General features: G+C 66.6%; 12 protein-coding genes and 1 riboswitch. Of the genes, 7 read left to right on the forward strand and 5 right to left on the reverse strand.

Features of this window, described 5'->3' with window-relative positions; genetic code table 11:
* Window positions 1-15: 15 nt before the first annotated feature.
* The 3 genes from xylB to AC07U1_RS06140 are packed head-to-tail and all read left to right on the forward strand — an operon-like array spanning window position 16 to window position 3,571.
* Entirely contained in the window at window positions 16-786 is a 771-nt protein-coding gene (xylB, locus tag AC07U1_RS06130; protein ID WP_495177143.1) for a D-xylose 1-dehydrogenase, read from the forward strand.
* Complete coding sequence (locus AC07U1_RS06135) at window positions 786-1,661, forward strand: SMP-30/gluconolactonase/LRE family protein (RefSeq protein WP_495177142.1); 876 nt, start codon at window positions 786-788, stop codon at window positions 1,659-1,661. The genes xylB and AC07U1_RS06135 overlap by 1 nt, the downstream gene beginning before the upstream one ends.
* On the forward strand, window positions 1,658-3,571 hold the full coding sequence (locus AC07U1_RS06140) for a sialate O-acetylesterase (protein ID WP_495177141.1): 1,914 nt from the start codon (window positions 1,658-1,660) through the stop codon (window positions 3,569-3,571). Before AC07U1_RS06135 ends, AC07U1_RS06140 begins: the two co-directional genes overlap by 4 nt.
* 7 nt (window positions 3,572-3,578) lie before the next feature.
* Here AC07U1_RS06140 and AC07U1_RS06145 read toward each other — a convergent pair whose 3' ends face one another.
* The 3 genes from AC07U1_RS06145 to AC07U1_RS06155 all read right to left on the reverse strand — a co-directional run bounded on the left by AC07U1_RS06145 (window position 3,579) and on the right by AC07U1_RS06155 (window position 8,654).
* The gene (locus AC07U1_RS06145; protein WP_495177140.1) at window positions 3,579-5,360 is read right to left on the reverse strand and encodes an IlvD/Edd family dehydratase; all 1,782 of its coding nucleotides are present in this window, start codon (window positions 5,358-5,360) and stop codon (window positions 3,579-3,581) included.
* Entirely contained in the window at window positions 5,357-6,457 is a 1,101-nt protein-coding gene (locus AC07U1_RS06150; protein WP_492742953.1) for a LacI family DNA-binding transcriptional regulator, read from the reverse strand. The genes AC07U1_RS06145 and AC07U1_RS06150 overlap by 4 nt, the downstream gene beginning before the upstream one ends.
* A 64-nt stretch (window positions 6,458-6,521) precedes the next feature.
* Window positions 6,522-8,654, reverse strand: a complete 2,133-nt coding sequence (locus tag AC07U1_RS06155) for an alpha-glucuronidase family glycosyl hydrolase (RefSeq protein WP_495177139.1) — start codon at window positions 8,652-8,654, stop codon at window positions 6,522-6,524.
* Between the two features lie 165 nt (window positions 8,655-8,819).
* Between AC07U1_RS06155 and AC07U1_RS06160 the strand changes: the two genes are divergently transcribed.
* From AC07U1_RS06160 to AC07U1_RS06170, 3 genes are read left to right on the forward strand one after another with little or no spacing between them, the layout of a single operon-like run.
* On the forward strand, window positions 8,820-11,189 hold the full coding sequence (locus AC07U1_RS06160; protein ID WP_495177478.1) for a glycoside hydrolase family 3 N-terminal domain-containing protein: 2,370 nt from the start codon (window positions 8,820-8,822) through the stop codon (window positions 11,187-11,189).
* Between the two features lie 29 nt (window positions 11,190-11,218).
* Window positions 11,219-12,358, forward strand: coding sequence for an endo-1,4-beta-xylanase (locus tag AC07U1_RS06165; protein ID WP_495177138.1), 1,140 nt, complete (start codon window positions 11,219-11,221; stop codon window positions 12,356-12,358).
* Window positions 12,359-12,388: 30 nt separating this feature from the next.
* Window positions 12,389-13,117 carry a DUF6445 family protein gene (locus tag AC07U1_RS06170; RefSeq protein ID WP_495177137.1) on the forward strand — a complete coding sequence of 243 codons (729 nt, stop codon included), beginning with the start codon at window positions 12,389-12,391 and terminating at the stop codon, window positions 13,115-13,117.
* 56 nt (window positions 13,118-13,173) lie between these two features.
* On the opposite strand, the gene AC07U1_RS06175 is transcribed toward AC07U1_RS06170, so the two are convergent.
* On the reverse strand, window positions 13,174-16,470 hold the full coding sequence (locus AC07U1_RS06175) for a TonB-dependent receptor (RefSeq protein WP_495177136.1): 3,297 nt from the start codon (window positions 16,468-16,470) through the stop codon (window positions 13,174-13,176).
* A gap of 179 nt (window positions 16,471-16,649) precedes the next feature.
* Here AC07U1_RS06175 and AC07U1_RS06180 point away from each other — a divergent pair, with 179 nt between their 5' ends.
* Entirely contained in the window at window positions 16,650-18,152 is a 1,503-nt protein-coding gene (locus tag AC07U1_RS06180; RefSeq protein ID WP_495177135.1) for a tryptophan halogenase family protein, read from the forward strand.
* 50 nt (window positions 18,153-18,202) lie between these two features.
* Here AC07U1_RS06180 and AC07U1_RS06185 read toward each other — a convergent pair whose 3' ends face one another.
* Window positions 18,203-19,612, reverse strand: a complete 1,410-nt coding sequence (locus AC07U1_RS06185; protein ID WP_495177134.1) for a sugar porter family MFS transporter — start codon at window positions 19,610-19,612, stop codon at window positions 18,203-18,205.
* Window positions 19,613-19,784: 172 nt separating this feature from the next.
* Window positions 19,785-20,002: riboswitch (cobalamin riboswitch) on the forward strand.
* Window positions 20,003-20,069: the final 67 nt, after the last annotated feature.

A 20,069-nucleotide genomic window follows, 5' to 3' on the forward strand; every position in this document is an offset into this window, starting at 1 on the left:
CTGACTCGGGCGACCATGATCGACACATCGGCGGCGAAATATCCCAGCCTCGCCGGTAAGCGCGTGCTGGTGACCGGCGGCGCGACCGGGATAGGCGAAGCGCTGGTGACCGGCTTTGCGGAACAGGGCGCGCATGTCGCCTTCCTCGATATGCAGGGCGACGCGGGCGCCGTGCTGGTCGAACGGCTGTCGGGCGCGGTCGCGGTGGCGCCGCGCTTCGCGCTGTGCGACCTCACCGACCTTGCCAGCCTCGGGCGCAATATCGCCGATCTTTCCGCCGAAATGGGCGATTTCGACATATTGCTCAACAATGCGGCGAGCGACGACCGCCATGCGATTGGCGACGTGACGCCGGCCTATTGGGACGAAAGGATCGCGGTCAACCTGCGCCACCTCTTCTTTGCGGCGCAGGCGGTGATCCCGGGGATGAAGGCCGCCGGGGGCGGATCGATCGTCAATTTCGGGTCGATCAGCTGGCATCTCGCGCTGCCCGACCTTGTCCTCTACCAGACCGCCAAGGCCGCGATCGAGGGCATGACGCGGTCGATGGCGCGCGAACTCGGCGCCGACAATATCCGCGTCAACACGATCATCCCCGGCAATGTCGAAACCCCGCGCCAGGCGCAATGGTACACTCCCGAGGGCGAGGCGGAAATTATTGCGGCGCAATGTCTGAAGGCGCGCATCCAGCCTGCCGATATCGCGGCGATGGCGCTGTTCCTCGCCTCCGACGACGCGCGTATGTGCACCGGTCACGATTATTGGGTCGACGCGGGCTGGCGCTGATGGCGATCGTGCCCGAACCGGTCGCCTTTCCCTCGACGTCGCTGGGCGAGGGGCCGGTCTGGGACGCCGCGCGCCAGCGCCTGTGGTTCGTCGACATCAAGCTGCGCCGGCTTTTCCGTTTCGATCCCGCGTCGTCGACACTCGACCAATGGGACGCACCGGGCGAAATCGGCTGGGCGCTGCCGGCGGAGGACGGGCGGCTGCTCTGCGGATTGCAGGACGGGCTGCACTGGTTCGACCCCGCGAGCGGCGCATTCGCCGCCTGGCTCGCGGTCGAGCCCGACATGCCGGGCAACCGCCTCAACGACGCGTGCACCGATGCCACCGGTGCGGTCTGGTTCGGGTCGATGGATAACGCGTGCGTTGCCGAAACCGGCAGCTTCTATCGCCTGGCGGCGGGGCATGTCGAGCAAGCCGGGCCGAGCAAGGTCGCGATCACCAACGGCCCCGCCATCGCGCCCGACGGGGCGACGATCTATTTCACCGACACGATGGCCGGGAAAATCTGGGCCGCGACGATCGGGGCGGACGGGATGCCCGGCGCGCTGCGACCATTTGTGACCTTCAGCGGCGATATGGGTCACCCCGACGGATCGATCACCGACGCCGCGGGCAATCTCTGGGTCGGCTGCTACGCCGGCTGGGCGGCGCGCTGTTTCAACCCGGCGGGCGAGGAGATTGCGAAGGTTGATTTCCCGACCGCCAACATCACCAAGCTCGCCTTTGGCGGCGCCGGCCTCGCGACGCTCTATGCGACCTCGGCGCATCAGGAAATGATCGACGCCGACCGCGCCGCGCAGCCGCTCGCGGGCGCCTTGTTCGCATTCCGTCCAAAGGTCGGTGGCCATCCGCTACCGCTGGTGCGCGCGTCGTGATCGGCCGCGCGCTGATCGCTTTGGTCGCGGCCTTCGTGGCTTTTCCTTCAGCGGCACAAGTCGCGCTGGCGCCCGCTTTTGCCGACCACGCCGTGATCCAGCGCGGCCAGCCGATCGCGGTCGCAGGCACCGCGGCGCCGGGCGAAAAGCTGACCGTCGAACTGGCCGGTAACAGGGCAACCGCGACCGCCGACCGCGACGGGGCGTGGCAGGCGCGCCTGGCCGCGCTTTCGGCGGGCGGCCCCTATGATCTAACCGTTCGCGGCGCCGACGGACGCGCGGTCGCGACGGCGAAAGACGTCATGCTCGGCGACGTCTGGCTCTGTTCGGGCCAGTCGAACATGGAATTGCCGGTGCGCCGCGCGCTCGATTTCGACAACCAGGCGGGCGGTTTTGTCGACTCCGGCCTGCGGCTGCTGACGGTCGAAAAGGCGACGGCGACGGTGCCGCAAACCCGCTTTTCCGCCGCGCCGTCGTGGCTGCCGGCGTCGGCCGACAGCGTCCCCGATTTTTCCGCCGCCTGTTACTATATGGCGCGTGACCTGCGCGCGGCGCGTGGGGTCGCGATCGGCGCGATCGACGCGACCTGGGGCGGCACGCAGATCCGGGCCTGGCTCGCCCCCGCGGCGACGCGCGCCATCTATGGTGAAGGCGAAGCCGACTTGCTGGCACTCTACACGCGCGATCCGCTTGCGGCGAACCAGGCGTTTTTTCCGCGCTGGGCCGACTGGTGGCGAAAACTCAGCGGCGATGCGGCGGGGAACGAACCGTGGAACCAGCCCGATCGCCTGACATGGACGCCCTTTCCATCGATGTCCTATTGGGACGAATGGAAGGGGACCGACTTCAAGGCCTTCAACGGTTATGTCTGGGCGCGGCGCAGCGTCACGTTGACCGCCGCACAGGCCGCCCAAGGCGCGACGCTCTCGCTCGGCGTCATCGACGACAGCGACGAGACTTTCATCAACGGCAAAGTGGTCGCCAATACATTCAGCTGGTCCGACGCACGCCATTATGCCGTTCCCGCCGGACACTGGCGCGCGGGCGTCAACGAGATCGTCGTGCTCGTCGGCGACAGCTGGGGCAATGGCGGGTTCCGGGGACCCGCCGACGTGCTCAAGCTGAGCTTCGCCGATGGCAGCACCATCCCGATCGGCGACGGCTGGTCCTACGCGATCGCGACGATGCAGGCGGGCGGCGCTCCGCGCCCGCCTTGGGACCAGATCGCCGGGCTGGGCCTGATCCACAATGCGATGGTCGCGCCGCTCGGCGCGATCCGCCTCGACGGCATCGCCTGGTATCAGGGCGAGGCCGATGTCGGCATACCGAAATATGACGCACGCCTCGCGGCGTTGATCGGCGGCTGGCGCCAGCAGTTCGGTCGCGCCGACCTGCCCGTGCTGGTCGTCGGCCTGGCTAATTTCGGCGCGCCGGCGGCGAAACCGACCGAGAGCGGCTGGGCGCTGCTCCGCGACGAACAGCGCCGCGCCGCCGATGCCGATACGACGGTGACGCTGGTCCCGGCGCTCGACCTCGGCGAACGGCTCGATATCCACCCCGCGAACAAGATCGAACTCGGACACCGGCTCGCCCGCGCGGCGGGCGGCCTGCCCTTGCCGCGCGTCACCGGTGCGTCGCGGCAGGGCGATGCGGTGGTTGTGCGGTTCGACGAGGTGACCGGGGCGCTGGCCAGCTGGAGTAGCGACGGGGCGATCGGCTTCGAGCTGTGCGACGCCGCCGCGGGCAGCTGCCGCTTCGCCGCCGCCGTTGCCGACGGCGCGACGGTGCGGGTCGCCGCCGACGGCCAGCCGGCGACGCGTGTCCGCTATGCCTGGGCCGATACGCCGATCGTCAACCTGTTCGACGGCGCGAACCTGCCCGTCACCAGCTTCGAGATCCCGATCCGCTGACCGCGCGTCAGTGATTGTGGCGCGGCAGCGTCTTCGACGTCTGGCGATATTTGAGCGCGAATTCCATCACCCCGCCCTCGCCAAGCTGGCCGGTCTTTTCGCGGAACAGCTCTTCCCACGGCGTATTGCTCGGCGGGATGTCGGGCAGACCGTCGGCCTTGCGCCGTTCGATCTCGTCGGCGTCGACCAGCATGTCGCAGGTGCCGGCGTTCAGATCGACCCGGATCATATCGCCATCGCGCAGCCACGCCAGCCCGCCCCCCGCCGCGCTTTCGGGCGAGGCGTTGAGGATCGACGGGCTGTCTGACGTTCCCGACTGGCGCCCGTCGCCCAAGGTGGGAAGCCATAATATGCCGCGCTGGATCAGCGCGTCGGGCGGTTGCATGTTGACCACCTCGGCCGACCCCGGCCAGCCGAGGATGCCCGACGAGCGCATCACCAGGATGCAATGTTCGTCGATGGCGAGCGCCGGGTCGTTGATCCGGTGATGATAGTCGTCCGACCCGTCGAACACGACCGCGCGTGCCTCGAACACGCCTTCGGCACCGGGGCGCGACAGGTAGCGGGTACGAAACTCATCCGAGATCACCGACGTCTTCATCACCGCGAAATCGAACAGATTGCCCTTGAGGGTCAGGAATCCCGCCTTGGCCTGCAAGGGATCGGCGAAGGGGCGGATCATCTCGCGGTCGCCGCTTTCGTGCCCCGCCAGATTGTCGGCGATGCTGCGCCCCGTCACCGTCAGGCAGTCGCCGATCAGCTTGCCCGCGTTCAGCAATTCCCACATCGCGGCGGGGACCCCGCCGGCGCGGTGGAAGCGTTCGCCCAGATATTGCCCCGCTGGCTGCATGTTGACCAGCAGCGGCAGGTCGTAACCATGGTCGGTCCAGACCTCGGGCTCCAGCTCGACCCCGGCGTGCCGCGCCATCGCGACGATATGCGGCTGGGCATTGCTCGACCCGCCGCACACGCTGACGGTGGCGATCGCGTTGAGGAACGCCTCGCGCGTCAAGATGCGCGACGGGCGCAGATCCTCATGCACCATTTCGACGATGCGGCGCCCGGTGCGATAGGCATATTGGCCGCGCTCGCGGTACGGCGCCGGGATCGCGGCGCAGCCGGTGAGCGACAGCCCCAGCGCCTCGGCGACCGCGTTCATCGTCGACGCGGTGCCCATCGAATTGCAATGGCCCAATGACGGCGCGCTCGACGTCGCGCGATCGAGGAATTCGGCCTCGTCGATCAGCCCCGCCGACAGCGCGCGGCGGCTGCGCCAGATCACCGTCCCCGATCCGACGAGTTCGCCGTCGTGCCAGCCGTCGAGCATCGGCCCGCCCGACAGCACGATTGCCGGGATGTCGACCGTGGTCGCCGCCATCACTTGCGACGGCGTCGTCTTGTCGCATCCGGTGGTGAGCACGACGGCGTCGAGCGGATAGCCGTTCAAAATCTCGACGAGTCCCAGATAGGCGAGGTTCCGGTCGAGCGCCGCGGTCGGGCGGCGGCAGTTTTCGAAGATCGGGTGGACCGGGAATTCGATCGGGATACCCCCCGCATCGCGAATCCCGTCGCGGACACGCCTGGCGAGGTCGACATGGACGCGGTTGCACGGGGACAGGTCGCTGCCCGATTGCGCGATGCCGATGATCGGCTTGCCCGACTGCAATTCCTCGGGGGTCGTGCCGTAATTCATGAAGCGCTCGAGATAGAGCGCGGTCATGTCCCAGCGGTCGGGATTGTCGAACCAGTCGCGTGACCGCAATCGGGGGGGCTGGTCGGGCGCCGTCACCGCCGCTCCACACCCTTTGCCGCGCGCGTCGCGAGGCTCGGCGCCGCGTCGGATTCGCGGCGGATCAACGCATAGGGCAGGGTCATCTGCTGTTCCTCGGCGCGCTCGCCCGCCTTGCGCGCGCGCATGATGGTGGCGATCGCGGCGACCGCCCAGGCGGTCATCTCGCGGATCGGCTGGCGGATCGTCGTCAGTTCGGGCCAGATCGTGCTCGCCATCGCGGTATCGTCGAAGCCGCAGACGGTGATGTCGTTCGGCACGTCGAGGTGGCGCCGGTGCGCGACCGCGACGGTCGCCGCCGCCATATCGTCGTTCGAGGCGAAAATGGCGGTCGGTCGCGGATCGACCGCGAGCAGCCGCTCGGCGCCATCCATTCCCGACCGATAGCTGAAACGCCCCTGCACGATCAGTTCGTCGAGGACGGCGAGTCCCGCGTCGGTCATCGCGGCGCGATATCCGTTCAAGCGGCGACCGCTGGCGACCTGTTCGGGATTGCCGATGATGAAACCGATGCGTTCATGCCCCAGGTCGATGATATGCTTGGTCATGTCGTACGCGGCCTGGAAATCGTCGATCATCACCGCGCCGTGCGACCCCGTCGCCTTGCCCGGCCCGACCGCGATCGCGATCGCATCGAGTTCGCTGACCAGGTCGAGCACGCTCTGGTCGTCGCACAAGGGCGGCGGCAGGATGAAGCCCTTGATGCCGCCCTGCGTCAGGTTGCGCATCAGCGCCTGCGCGTCGGCGACGTCGAGGCAGCTTTGCACGATCAGGTGGATATCGCTGCGCGTCGCTTCTTCGAGCGCGCCCATCAGAAATTCGCTGAGGTACGACGCCGACGGATTGTCGAAGAGCAGCGCGATCCGCAATTGCTCGCCGCCAGCGAGGCTGCGCGCGGCGCGGTTCGGCATGTAACGCAGCGCGGTGATCGCCTCCATCACCTGCTGCCGCGTCGCGGCGCGGACGTTGGAATCGCCGTTGATCACGCGGCTCACCGTCATCGGCGAACAGCCCGCCGCGGCGGCGACGTCGGAAATGGTCGGGGCCTTGCCCTGGCGGCGGCCCTGACGGGGCATGGTAGCGCTCTTTTGGCTCATGCCAGCGTCCCTAAATCTTCTTTTCCGCCCGCGCTAGGCGAATATCGGGCGGGGTGCGGCGCGCTCATATGCCGGGCGCCTCGGGGAAGCGTTGGGCGCGGTACCAATCGAGCGAATGCGCCGGCGCGGCATGGCCCGCGGGCAGCGGACGCCGCGACAGCGACTGGAAATAGGCGATCGAGGCGTCGCGCCACCAGCGCGCTTCGGCCTGCTGCACTGCGAGCAGTGCGGCGACCTCGGAATGGCGCCGCGCGTCCACCAGTCCGTGCAGGCCGTCCCACCGCGCCGCCATCGCATCGACCCCGGCGACGCCGCGGTCATAGCGCGTGACGAGTTCGTCCCATACCGTCCGCCCGGTGCTCAGCCGGTCGTCCCAGCGCTTGCGGTGAAACCACAGCAACCAGGGCAGGGCAGGGTCGCGCTGATCGGCGTAGCGCTTCGCCAGCGGGGCGCGATATTGGGCGAGCGCGTTGCTGCCGGTCGCGGTGCGATCGAACCCGATCCCGTCGGCATCGGCGCGGTGGTAATAGATCGGGTTCCAGTCGGGGCGGGCCAGATCGTCGACCCACGGCGCGGGTCCATAATGATGGTCGCTGCCCATCAGATGCGCGAGGCCGAGCGGGGTCATAGTGTCGACCACCGCCTGGCGGCTCGGCATCATCATCGCCGCGACGGCGTCGACCAGTTGCGGGTCGGCGGCGAAAGTCTGCGCCGCCCATTCGCGGGCGATGGCGTCGGACGACAGGGTGGGGTTCCATGCCAGCCGGCCAAAGGCATACCAGTTGGCCTGGTCGAAATGCGACCCGCTCCAGTTGCGGTCGGACCCGATATTGGCGACCCCTGCGATCAGGCTGGTCGCCGACCGCCCCTGTTCGGCGACGAGGTCCGCCAGCGTCATGCGCCCGTCCGCTCCCAGCCCTTCGGTATCGAGCGCCTCTTCGAACAGCGGCGCCAGATAGGCGAGGTGGGTCGAGAAGCCGAGATATTCCTTGGTGATCTGCAGCTCGAGCCCGAGCCGGGTTCGCGGCATCGCACCGAACAACGGGCTCACCGGCTCGCGCGGCTGGAAATCGAGCGGGCCGTTCTTGACCTGCACGACAACATTGGCATCGAACTGCCCGTCGAGCGGCTGAAAAGCGCGATAGGCCTGCATCGTGCGTTCGACCGCCGGGTCGGGATCGTAGACGAAGGCGCGCCAGATCACGACGCCGCGCTGGCCCACCGCGCGCGCCAGCATATTGGCGCCGTCGGCGTGGGTGCGGCCATAATCCTGCGGCCCCGGCTGGCCTTCGCTGTTGGCCTTGACCAGAAAGCCGCCGAAATCGGGGATGGCGGTGTAAATCTCGTCGGCCTTCGCCCGCCACCAGCGCTGGACGTCGGGGTCGAGCGGGTCGGCGGTGCCCAGCCCGCCCAGATCACGCGGCGCCGAAAAGCGTGCCGACAGGAAGACGCGGATGCCATAGGGGCGCAGCGTATCGGCGAGCGCTGCGGTCTTGGCGATGAAGCGCGGGGTCAGGAAGGTCGCGGGCGCGTTGACATTGTTCACCGCGACCGCGTTGATCCCGATCGAGGCGTTGGCACGCGCATAGTCGGTCAGCCGCGGATCGACATACCCCGGCAGGCGCCACCATTGAAAGATCGAGCGCCCCGCATAGCCGCGCTCGACGCTGCCATCGACATTGTCCCAATGGTCGAGCATGCGGATCGCGACGCGCGGGGCGTCGGACTGCGGCAGCTCGGCGAGCGGGGCCTGTTGCTGGATGTGGCGGAGCAGCGCGAAGCTGCCGTAGAGCAGGCCGATGTCGTCGTTGGCCGAAATGACGACGCGGCCACCGTCGCGGTCGATGCGATAGGCACCGGGCAGGGGGGGCACGCTGCGCTGCGGCAGTGCTGCGGCGCAGGGCTGGTCGAGCCGGCACAGGAGCAACGCCGCGTCATCCTCGCTGGCGATCGCGAGCGGGTGGCCCGCCCAGACGCCGAAGGCGCGGCCGAGTTCGGCGGTCCCGGCGTCGACTGTTGGGCTGGGTGGCGCATCGACCACAAGTGCGGGCGCGATGGCGGCAACCTTGGTCGCATAGGATGGGGTGAGCGGGCGATAGCGCAGCCACAGCTCATAGCCGTCCTCGGCCCGCGCGGAAGGCGCCGCGAGCAACAGCAGCGCGCATGCCGCAGACAGGGTCGCCCCGACGCTCCGCATCCTTGTTGTTCACCCTCCCTGACGTTTTGCCATGGCTTGACAGCCACTGCCGCTTTCTTTCATGGTAGCGCTAACAATAGGCGTGGGGAATCGATCCGCGCAAGCAAAAATGGGAGAGAGACGATCATGCGCATGACTTTGGCGGCCGCGCTGTTGGCCACGACGATGACGCTGCCGCTGGCGCAGGTCATGGGCCAGCAGGCCGCCCCCGCATCGGCCGCCTCGACCGCCAGGCCTCCCGCCAACGCTCCCTATCGCGACGCCAGCCTGCCCGTCGATGCGCGCGTCGCCGACCTGCTGGCGCGGATGACGCTCGAGGAAAAGGTCGGGCAGATCATCACGCTGTGGGACAGCAAGGCCGAGGTGCAGGACGCCGACACGACGTGGAACCCGGCAAAGGCGTCGCGGAAATATCCCAACGGCCTCGGCCAGATCGCCCGCCCGTCGGATCGCAGCGGGCCGAGCAGCCCGCGCACCAACAAATTGCGCTCGATCCCTGAAAGCGTCGACTATGTGAATGCGGTCCAGACATGGGCGACCAAGAATACGCGGCTCGGCATCCCGGTGCTGTTCCACGAAGAGGCGCTCCACGGCCTCGCGGCGCGCGACGCGACAAGCTTTCCCCAATCGATCGCCATGGCCTCGACCTGGGACCCCGACCTGATCCGCGAGGTGAACAGTGTCATCGCGCGCGAGGTCCGCGCGCGCGGCGTGCCGTTCGTGCTGTCGCCGGTCGTCGACGTCGCGCGCGACCCGCGCTGGGGGCGGATCGAGGAGACCTTCGGCGAGGATCCCTATCTGGTCAGCGAAATGGGGGTCGCGGCGGTGGAGGGACTGCAGGGCAAGGGCGGCCCCGGCCCCCTCGCACCGGGCAAGGTGTTCGCGACGCTCAAGCATATGACCGGCCATGGCCAGCCCGAAAGCGGCACCAACGTCGGCCCGGCGCCGATCGCCGAACGCACGCTGCGCGAGGATTTTTTCCCGCCGTTCGAGGCGGTGGTCAAGCGCACCGGCATCGAGGCGGTGATGGCGAGCTATAACGAGATCGACGGCGTCCCCAGCCACGTCAACAAATGGCTGCTCGGCGACGTGCTGCGCGGCGAATGGGGCTTCGGGGGCGCGGTGGTCAGCGACTATTATGCGATCGACGATCTGGTCAAGCTGCACAAGATCGCGGTCGATTTGCCCGATGCCGCGCGCCAGGCGCTCGCCGCCGGGGTCGACAGCGACCTGCCCAACGGTGCGGCGTACACGACGCTCGTCGACTCGGTGCGCGCGGGCAAGGTCAAGGAGGCCGACATCGACGCCGCGGTGACGCGGATGCTGCGGATCAAATTCCTCGCCGGATTGTTCGAAAATCCCTTCGCGACGATGAAGGCGACGACGGTCACCAACGATGCCGAGGCGATCGCCCTGGCGCGGCGCACCGCAGACAAGTCGCTGGTGCTGCTCAAGAATGACGGAGTCCTTCCGCTCGCCCTGCCGACGGCGGGCGCAGCCGCCAGGCCGACCATCGCGGTCATAGGTCCCAATGCCGCGGTGGCACGGCTCGGCGGCTATTACGGCATCCCGCCCAAGACGGTCTCGCCGCTCGACGGCATCAAGGCGCTCGTCGGCGACAAGGCGACGATCGTCTACAACGAAGGCGTCAAGATCACCGAGAATGACGATTGGTGGGCTGACGAGGTCAAGCTCGCCGATCCCGCCGCCAACCGCCAGCGCATCGCCGCGGCGGTCGAGGCGGCGCGCGGCGCCGATCATATATTGCTGTTCATCGGCGACACCGAACAGACGAGCCGCGAAGGCTGGGCCGACAGCCATCTCGGCGACCGGTCGGACATCGATATCGTCGGCGAGCAGGAGGAGTTGCTCGACGCGCTGAAGGCGCTCGGCAAGCCGGTGATCGTCGTCCTCGTTAACGGCCGCCCGCCCTCCTATCCCGGCGTCGTCGCCAAGGCCGATGCGATCCTCGAAACCTGGTATGGCGGCGAGCAGCAGGGGCATGCGATCGCCGACGCGCTGTTCGGGCGTAGCAATCCCGGCGGCAAACTGCCGGTGACGGTCGCACGCAACGTCGGACAGCTGCCCTTTTTCTACAACCACAAGCCGACCGCGCGGCGCGGCTATCTGTTCGACGACAAGGCGCCGCTGTTCCCGTTCGGTTACGGCCTCAGCTACACCAAATTCACCATCGGCGCGCCGCGCCTGTCGGCCCCGTCGATCGCCGCGGGGCAGCCGGTGACGGTGACAGTCGACGTCGCCAACAGCGGCGCGCGCGCGGGCGACGAGGTGGTGCAGGTGTATGTCCGCGACAGCATCAGCTCGGTCACCCGGCCGGTCAAGGAGCTCAAGGGCTTCCGGCGCGTCACGCTCAAGCCCGGCGAGACGAAGGCGGTGGCGATCACGCTGCCGCCCGCCGCCTTCCAGATGTGGAACGGCGCCATGAAGCGCGTCATCGAACCCGGCGATTTCGAAATCATGGTCGGCCCCAATTCGGCCGAGGTACAGAGCGTCAAGCTGGTGGTCACGCCGTGATCGATGCGGCGTTTAGTCGGCGCGAGGCGTTGGCGGGCCTGTCGGCGTTGTCGCTGACCGCCTGCGTGGGCGCCGCCGGGCTGACCACCGCCGCGCCGCCGGCCACCGGCGAAGGCCTGCACCGGATCGCGGCGCGCAAGGGACTGCTGTTCGGTTCGGCGATCGGCTATGGGGTGGAAGGGTCGGACAGTGGTTCGATCGGCAATCCGGCGTACCGAGCGGTCGTCGAGCGCGAGTGCGGGCTGGTCGTCGCCGAGAACGAGATGAAGTGGCAGGCGATCCGCCCAGGGCCGGACGCTTATGACTTCGCCGCGTTCGACGCGATCGTCCGCTACGCGAAATCGAAGGGCCTCGATATCCGTGGTCACACCCTGCTCTGGCATCGCCCGAAATGGATGCCCGAGTGGGTCAACACTTACGACTATGGCACCCGCCCCGCGACCGAGGCGGCGCGGCTGGTGACCAGTCATATCGAAACCGTGACGCGGCGCTATCGCGGCACCATCCACAGCTATGACGTCGTCAACGAATTGTTCGACGACCAGAGCGGCGCCTTCGTCGACACCTCGATGTCGACCGCGATGGGCGGCCATGAGGCGGTGGTCGACCTTGCCTTCCACACCGCGCGGCGCGAGCTGCCCGACGCCGAACTCGTCTATAACGACTATATGAGCTGGGAGCCGGGCCATGCGAACCATCGCGCCGCGGTGCTCCGCCTCCTCGAAGGATTCCGCAAGCGCGGCGTGCCGTGCGACGCGCTCGGCATCCAGTCGCATATCGAGATGCGGACGATCGACCGCGCGACGGGTATCGGCCCCTATGACCTGAAAGAATGGCGCGCCTTCTGCGACGACGTCACCGGCATGGGCTACCGCCTTTTGCTCACCGAATTCGACGTCAAGGACAATGGCCTGCCCGCCGACCATGCCGCGCGCGACGCCGGGGTCGCCAATTACACCCGCGCCTATCTGGAGGTGATGCTGTCCTATCCGCAGCTTCGCGACATATTGGCCTGGGGCATGGTCGACAAGTTCAGCTGGCTGCAGGGTTTTGCCCCGCGCGCCGACGGCCTGCCGCAGCGCTGTTGCCCCTATGGCGACGATTACCGGCCGCATCCGATGCGCGCCGCGCTCGCCGATCTGCTCGCCGGTGCCGCGCCGCGCGCTTGACCCGGCCGCGATAACCGCGACAACGGGCGCATGAACGCCGCGCCCGATTGCAGGCCCGCCGACGCCGCGGTCATCGACATCCTCGCGATCGGGGCCGAACAGGTGCCGCTGATCCGCATCGACGGCGTGACCACCGATCCGCAGGCGCTCGTCGCTTTCGCCGCCGACGCGGTGGCTTTCGCGCCGGTCACGGGCAATCTCTACCCCGGCCTGCGCGCGCCGATGCCGCTCGCCTATGTGCGCGCGATGGTGGCGCGGCTGGATCCGCTGATCCGCCGCGTCCATCGGCTGGGGCCTGTGCGGCTGGTCCGCGCCGAATGTTTCTTCTCGATCGTCACCACCCCGGCGACCGAGCTCGTCCCGCTCCAGACGGTGCCGCATATCGACACCTGCGACCCGCTGCATTTTGCGACCGTCCATTATCTCTGCCCGCCGCATTTCGGCGGCACCGCCTTTTTTCGCCAGCTGTCGACGGGGTTCGAGACGATATCGCCGACCCGCGAGGCGGCGTGGGACCACGCGCGCGACGCCGCGATGCCCGCGCCCGGGAGTCCCGCTTATCCTTCCCCCGATACGCCCGGCCATGTCCGCGTTGCCGCGATTGCGGCGGCGTTCGACCGGTTGATCCTCTATCGCAGCAACGCGCTGCATGCCGGCATCATCGATCCGGCGATCAACCATCCGGGCGATCCGCGCGCCGGCCGGCTCACCGCGACGATGTTCATCGCCTATCGGCCGGATTCGCTGTCGCGGACATAAGAAGGGCCGCCGCTTTCACAGAAAGCGGCGGCCCCCAAGCGAGGCGGGATGCGCCCCTAGAAGGTAAACCGCGCCAGGATCGTGAAGCGTCGGTCGCTCATATACCATTGGCGCGGGACATATTGGATATCGCCGGCGCCGTTGAGCACCGCCGCTTCGGTCTTGGTCTGCGAGTTCAGGATATTCACCGCCTGGATGCCCAGCTTGAACTGGTCGGTGACGGTGACCGTCGCCGAGGCGTCGAGCTGGCCATAGGCGCGCTGGAAGATCGGATCGAACGGCGTGATCACGTCGCGGATCGTCAGCAGATAGCGCGAGCGCCAATTGTACGAGGCGCGCAGCGACAGCGGGCCGATGTCGATGAACGGCGTGATGTTGATCGTATGCTTCGACAGCCCTTGGAGCGGGAAACTGTCGCCGGAAATCGCCGACTGGCGCCCCGCGGCGACATCGGGGTCGGTCGCCGACAGCGTCGTCTGCGGCACCCCCGACGATTTGACATAGGTATAGGTCGCCTGCAGCCCGAGTCCCGACAGAGGTCCCGGCAGGAAGTCGAAGACCTGCTGGTACGACACCTCGGCGCCGGTGACCTTGCCGGTGTCGGGCGAGTTGATCGCGGTCGTCAGCACCACCGGGAAGGTCGCGCCGTTGTTGGTCAGGTCGGTCGAAACCGTCGCGTTGGTCACGACATTGTGCAGCCGTTTGTGGAACATCGATAGCGTCACCTGTCCGACCTTGCTGAAATAATATTCGGCGGTGAGGTCGAAATTGTCCGATGTCGTCGGCAGCAGATTGGGATTGCCCGCCGTGACCGTCGACTGGATCGTGAAGCTGCCCGGGATCGCCGCGCCGCTACTGTCGACATTCTGGTTGGCGCTGAGACCCGTGACGTTGAAATAGTTGCGCGAGAAGCCGAAGGGCGGGGCGAAGACGCCCTTGAAATAGCCGGCGCGGAATTGCAGCCCGCCGCCGACTTCGAGCTTCAGGTTCACGCTCGGCAGGAAATAATCATAGTTGGTCTTGGCGTCGATCGGCAGCAGCGCGCCGTTCAGATAGTTGCGTGCCTGCTGGCGCACCGCCGGGGTGAAGGTACAGAAACCCGTCGCCGGCTGCCCGGCGTTCGCCGCATCGATGCAAGCCTGTTCGCTGGTGATCGACGTCGGGTTGTTGGCGAACTGCTGGAACCCCTGCGAGGTGCGCTTGGTGCGCGTATACCGCAGCCCGACATTGCCGGTGAAGCGCATCCCGCTGCCGAATTCGCTGTCGAACTTGATCATGCCGTAAAGCGCCAGATTCTTGTTCTGCTGCGGATTGATCTCGCCCGGCTGGAACGGCGTACCGGCGACATTGCCGCAGCGATCGGCCAGCGAGTTCCACCCCGCATTGATCGTCCGGCCGTCGATGCCGCAGGTGGTCGTCCCCTGCCATTCGCGCGCGATCGCATTGGCATAGGCGATATAGGCGGCGCGGTCCTTGACCGTGTTACCCGAATAGAAAAGGCGGCCCTGGCCCGCGATCGGGTTGTTGGCGGCGCCGCGGAAGAAATTGGGATAGAAGACCTCTTCATACCCCGGCAGCGGTGCCCCGCCATTGCCGCCGGTCACGTTGTCGACATTGTCGTCGAACCACACCGGGCCGCCATTGCCCCATTGCTCGCTGAGCACGCCCCAATTGTAGATCGAGAAACGCGCGGTCTGCTCGGTGTCGGCATAGCGTCCGCCGACCTGCAGCGATTTCAGGAAGCCGCTGTCGGGAAAGGACAGTTCGGCGTCGACGCGGAAGGCGTCCTCGCTGCCATCACTCTGTTCCAGATGGTCCATCGCCGAACGGTAGAAGCTGTTGAACGGATCGGTGAAGCTTTGGTGGCTGCCGGTGAAATAGGAGGGCGAATTGGCGGCGAAGCCGGGATTGCCCTGGCAGGGCGCGGGATCGCAATTCTGCGGCGGGATGAACTGCACGAATGGCAGGCCATGGCCATTGAGGTCGATCATCGCATCCTGATAGGTCGAGCCCCAAAGCGTATTGTCCTCGACGTCGCTTTTCGAATCGACATGCTGATAGTCGAGATTGATCGCGAGGTTTTCGCTGGGGGTCCAGCGCAAGTTCGCCGAATAATCGGTCGTCTTGATCCGTTCATAATGGTCGCGGCGGATATTGTTCGACTGCAGCCCCAATATGGGCGTGCGAATGTCACCCGTCGCATTTTGCTGGTCGGCGCGCCAGCCGGTCGGGCCGGTGATCACGCCATTTTCGAAGACGCCGCTGTCGTCGAATTCCAGCGAGGTGCCCGCGACGGCGCGCGAATCGCCATTGTTCGACACATTGTCGGTGGCGATTTCGATCGTATTCTCGCTCCACGCCTGACGCGCGTCGGACCGCAGGAACTGGAAGGTCGCCGCGAGCGTCCCGTCGTTGCTTTCCCACTGCGCGGCGGCCGAATAGCCATAGCGTTCGCGGTTGAAATTCTGGCGGCCGAGCACGGCGCCGCGCGGGAACAGCGCCGAGGGTCCCGCGGTCGCGCCGGCGAACGGTACGACGTCGGTGCGCGTCCCGTCCGAATAGGTGGTGCGCGGGCGGAAGCTGGAGATACCGATGCGATCGGCCTGCGAATAGAGTTGCGAATAGGAGGCGCTGGCGAGCAGGCCGATTTCGCCGATCCCGGTCGACCAGCGGTTGCTGATCAATCCCGAAAAGGTCGGCGCCGATTTCTTGACGAAATCGCCATAGTTGAGTTCGAGCGAGCCCGCGACGAGCAGGCCGCTCTGGTCGAAGGGCAGGCGGGTGCGCAGGTTGACGATGCCGCCGATGCCGCCTTCGATCAGGTCGGCCGACGGGGTCTTGTAGACGTCGACCCCGGCGAGCAGTTCCGACGGCACGTCGGCGAAGCTCAGCCCCGAACCGTTGCCGGCGCTGAACGCGTCGCGGCCGTTGAAGCGCGATCCGACATAGCTGAGGCCGCGGATGGTGACGCCCGATCCCTCGACCGAGAAATGGTCGGGATCGACGCCCGCCGAAAAGCGGTTGATGGTGACCCCGGGAATGCGCTGCAGCGCCTCGGTCACCGAGCGGTCGGGGAGCGCGCCGATATCTTCGGCGGTGATCGAATCGATGACGGTGTCGGCGTTTTCCTTGCGCCCCTGCGCGCTTTGCAGCGCGGCGCGGAAGCCGGTGACGACGATCTCGGGCGCGTTCGACGGGTCGGCGACCTCGTTGGTGTCGGTGTCCTGGGCAAAGGCCGGGGTAGCGATTATCGCGGAGGCGACGAGCGCCAGCGTCGAAACGCCCAGGCGAAGCCAGGGCGCGTTGTGATTCGTGAGCCGAACGTCACGAGAAAACGTCGTTACAACAGGCATTTAAACCCCTCCCATGTCATGGGCCTTTTCGGCCTCATCGGGTTGCGCTGCCGAAAAGGTAGCGCTACCATTTACCTGTCATATGATATAGGCCGGGTTTCGACAAGCGGTGATTTGCCTTAGCGACGAATAGCGACGATCGTGTGTGATAAAAATGCCGACGTTGAAGGGGGAGTGCGATGGAAGCGACCAGGATTCAATCGATCGTCATCGTCGGCGGCGGCACCGCCGGCTGGATGACCGCGGCGGCCCTCGCGCGGATATTGGGCCCCGATTATGCCAGCATCACCCTGGTTGAATCGGACGAGATCGGCACCGTCGGGGTCGGCGAGGCGACGATCCCGCAGATCAACATCTTCAACCGCATGCTCGGGATCGACGAGGACGACTTCGTCCGCCGTACCAAGGGCAGCTTCAAGCTCGGGATCGAATTCGTCGACTGGGGCGGCATCGGCCAGCGCTATTTCCATCCCTTCGGCAATATCGGGGTCGATATGGGCGGGGTGTCGTTCCATGCTTTCTGGCAGCGGCTGCGCGGCGAAGCCGAATTCGCCGACGTCGAGGATTTTTCGGTGATGGCCAAGGCGGCGCGCCATGGCAAGTTCATGCGCCCGACCACCGCCCCCGGCTCGCTGCTCTCGTCGATCGCCTATGCCTTTCATTTCGATGCCGGGCTTTACGCCCTTTATCTGCGTGAGCTGGCCGAGGGCAGCGGGGTCACCCGGATCGAGGGCAAAATCACCGGCGTCACGCGAAACGGCGAGAGCGGCCATATCGAAAATGTGACGATGCAGGACGGCCGCACGGTGGGTGGGCAGTTGTTCATCGACTGCTCGGGCTTTGCCGGCCTGCTCATCGGCCGCGAGCTCGAAGTGCCCTATATCGACTGGTCGGCGTTTCTGCCGTGCAACCGCGCGGTCGCGGTGCCGTGCGAACTCGGCGAAGACTTTTCCCCCTATACGCGCTCGACCGCGCGCTCGGCGGGCTGGCAGTGGCGCATCCCGCTCCAGCACCGTGTCGGCAACGGCCATGTCTATTGCAGCGACTATATCGGCGACGACGAGGCGGCGGCGGTGTTGCTCGCCAATCTGGGCGGCAAGCCGCTCGCCGATCCGCGCTTCCTGAAATTCACCACCGGCCACCGCGCGCGCTTCTGGGAAAAGAACTGCGTGTCGATCGGGCTGTCGGCGGGGTTCATGGAGCCGCTGGAATCGACGAGCATCTGGATGATCCAGACCGGCATCGCGCGCCTCCTGTCCAACTTCCCCGATGCCGGCTTCGAAGCCGCGAGCATCGACCGCTATAATCGCCTGATGGTCGAGGAGAGCGAGCTGGTGCGCGATTTCCTCGTGCTCCATTATCATGTCACGACGCGCGACGATTCGGACTTCTGGAACTATTGCCGGACGATGCCGATCCCCGACCGGCTCGCCGAAAAGATCCGCGTCTTTCAGAGCAGCGGGCGCGCCTTTCGCGAACATGAGGAGTTGTTCAACGACACCAGCTGGTTCGCGGTGATGGAGGGGCAGCGGCTCGGCGCGCGCCGTTACGATCCCGTCGCCGAACTGATGCCGATCGAACAGACGCGCGACCGGCTGCGCCAGATCAAGGCGGCGGTGACCGCATCGGTCGACCATATGCCGCGCCACCGCGACTATATCCGCGACCATTGCGCCGCATGAAAAAGGGGACCGGTCGCCCGGTCCCCTTTGAAGGCGTCGCTGGGACTCGCTCAGCCTTCCATGGCTTCGAGCTCCTTGCCCTTGGTCTCGACGATGAAGCGCTGGACCAGGAAGAAACTGATCACCGCGCAAATCGCATAGAAGCTGTAGCTCACCGCCAGCCCCAGCCCGACCGCCATGATCGGAAAGGTGAAGGAGATGAGGAAGTTGGCGAACCACTGAAAGAATCCGCACACGGCCAGCGCCGAGCCGCGGATCTGGTTCGGGAACATTTCGCCCAGCATCACCCACATGATCGGGCCCCAGCTGAGGTTGAAGAAGATCACGTAAAGATTGGCCGCGATCAGCGCGAGCGTGCCGAGCGACGACGAGAGCTGGAGCTTCCCGCCGGCGTCGAGCGTGCCGTTGGCAAAGGCATAGACGAGCGCGAACAGGGTCACCGCCATGCCCGCCGACCCGATCAGCAGCAGCGGCTTGCGGCCGATGCGATCGACGAGCAGGATCGTTCCGAAACAGGCGGCAATCGACACGATCCCCGACACGATGTTGATCTGCAGCGACTGGTCCTCGGTAAAACCGGCGAGCTGCCACAGCGTTGCACCATAATAGAAGATCACGTTGATCCCGACGAGCTGCTGGAACACCGCGAGCAACAGCCCGGCCCAGACGATCGGGCGCACCCCGCCCTTCACCGGATCGAATATGTCGGACAGGCGCGGGCGATGGTCGGCGCTGAAGCTGGCCCTGATCTCGTCGACCTTGGTCGCGGCGGCGGCGGCGCCGAACAGGCGGGTCAACACCTTGCCGGCCTCGTCGATCCGCCCCTTCGACACCAGATAGCGCGGGCTTTCGGGAATGAAGAACAGCGCCACGAGAAAGACCGCCGCTGGCACCGCCTGCATCAGGTACATCCAGCGCCACGCCTCGATCCCCGCCCAATAGGGCGCGGTCGATGCTCCGGCGCTGGCGGCGAGGAAATAATTGACGACGAAGGCGGCGGTCAGCCCGGTGATGATCATGATCTGTTGCACCGTCGTCATCCGGCCGCGGATATGGGCGGGGGCGACCTCGGAGATATAGGCCGGCGACAGCACGCTCGCGGCGCCCACCGCCATGCCGCCCATCATCCGGGCGACGACGAACAGCGGCTGGGCATGGGCAAAGCCCTGGATCAGCGCGCCGATGAGGAACAATATCGCCGACAGGATCATGACGTTGCGACGCCCGATCGCGTCGGCGAGCGTGCCGGCAAGAAAGGCGCCGACGAAGCAGCCGATCAACAGCGATCCGACGGTGAAACCGAGCCCCGCCTCGCTCAGGGAGAACGCCGACCGCAACCCGTCCTGGGTGCCGTTGACCGCCCCGCTGTCATATCCGAACAATAATCCGCCGATCGTCGCCACCGCGACGATCGCCGTAATGAGCGCCAGATTGGTCTGGCCTCGCGACGCTGTGTTCATTCACCTCTCCCAAGGTTCTGTTATGGTAGCGCTATCATGAAGGGCAAGCCGCGCGCGCGCAAGCCCCATTCACGCCGCGGCGGAACGCCTGTACGCGACGGCGACCGCGATAAAGCCGATTGCGAAAGCGCGGCATTGCTCTATGGGCTTGCGCCGCGGGGGCCTGGCCCCCGCAAGATCGCGCCGGTGCCCGAAAGGGCTTAAAACGGGAACACGGTGAGAAGGCCCGGCTCGGGCTTTCGACTCCGAGGCTGTCCCTGCAACTGTAAGCGGTGAGCGCGATGCACCGGTCCGGATCCTTGTCCGGGCCAGCCACTGGGGCAACCTGGGAAGGCGTGCATCAAGCTGTGACCCGCGAGCCAGGAGACCTGCCAGCGCACCGGTCGCTCTTGCCTTGGTCCAGGGGATGGTCATGGCACGGTAATCCTCCGTCTGAGCGACGACCTGTGCGGCTGGG

It is taken from the genome of Sphingopyxis sp. GW821-FHT02C12 (assembly GCF_059421785.1).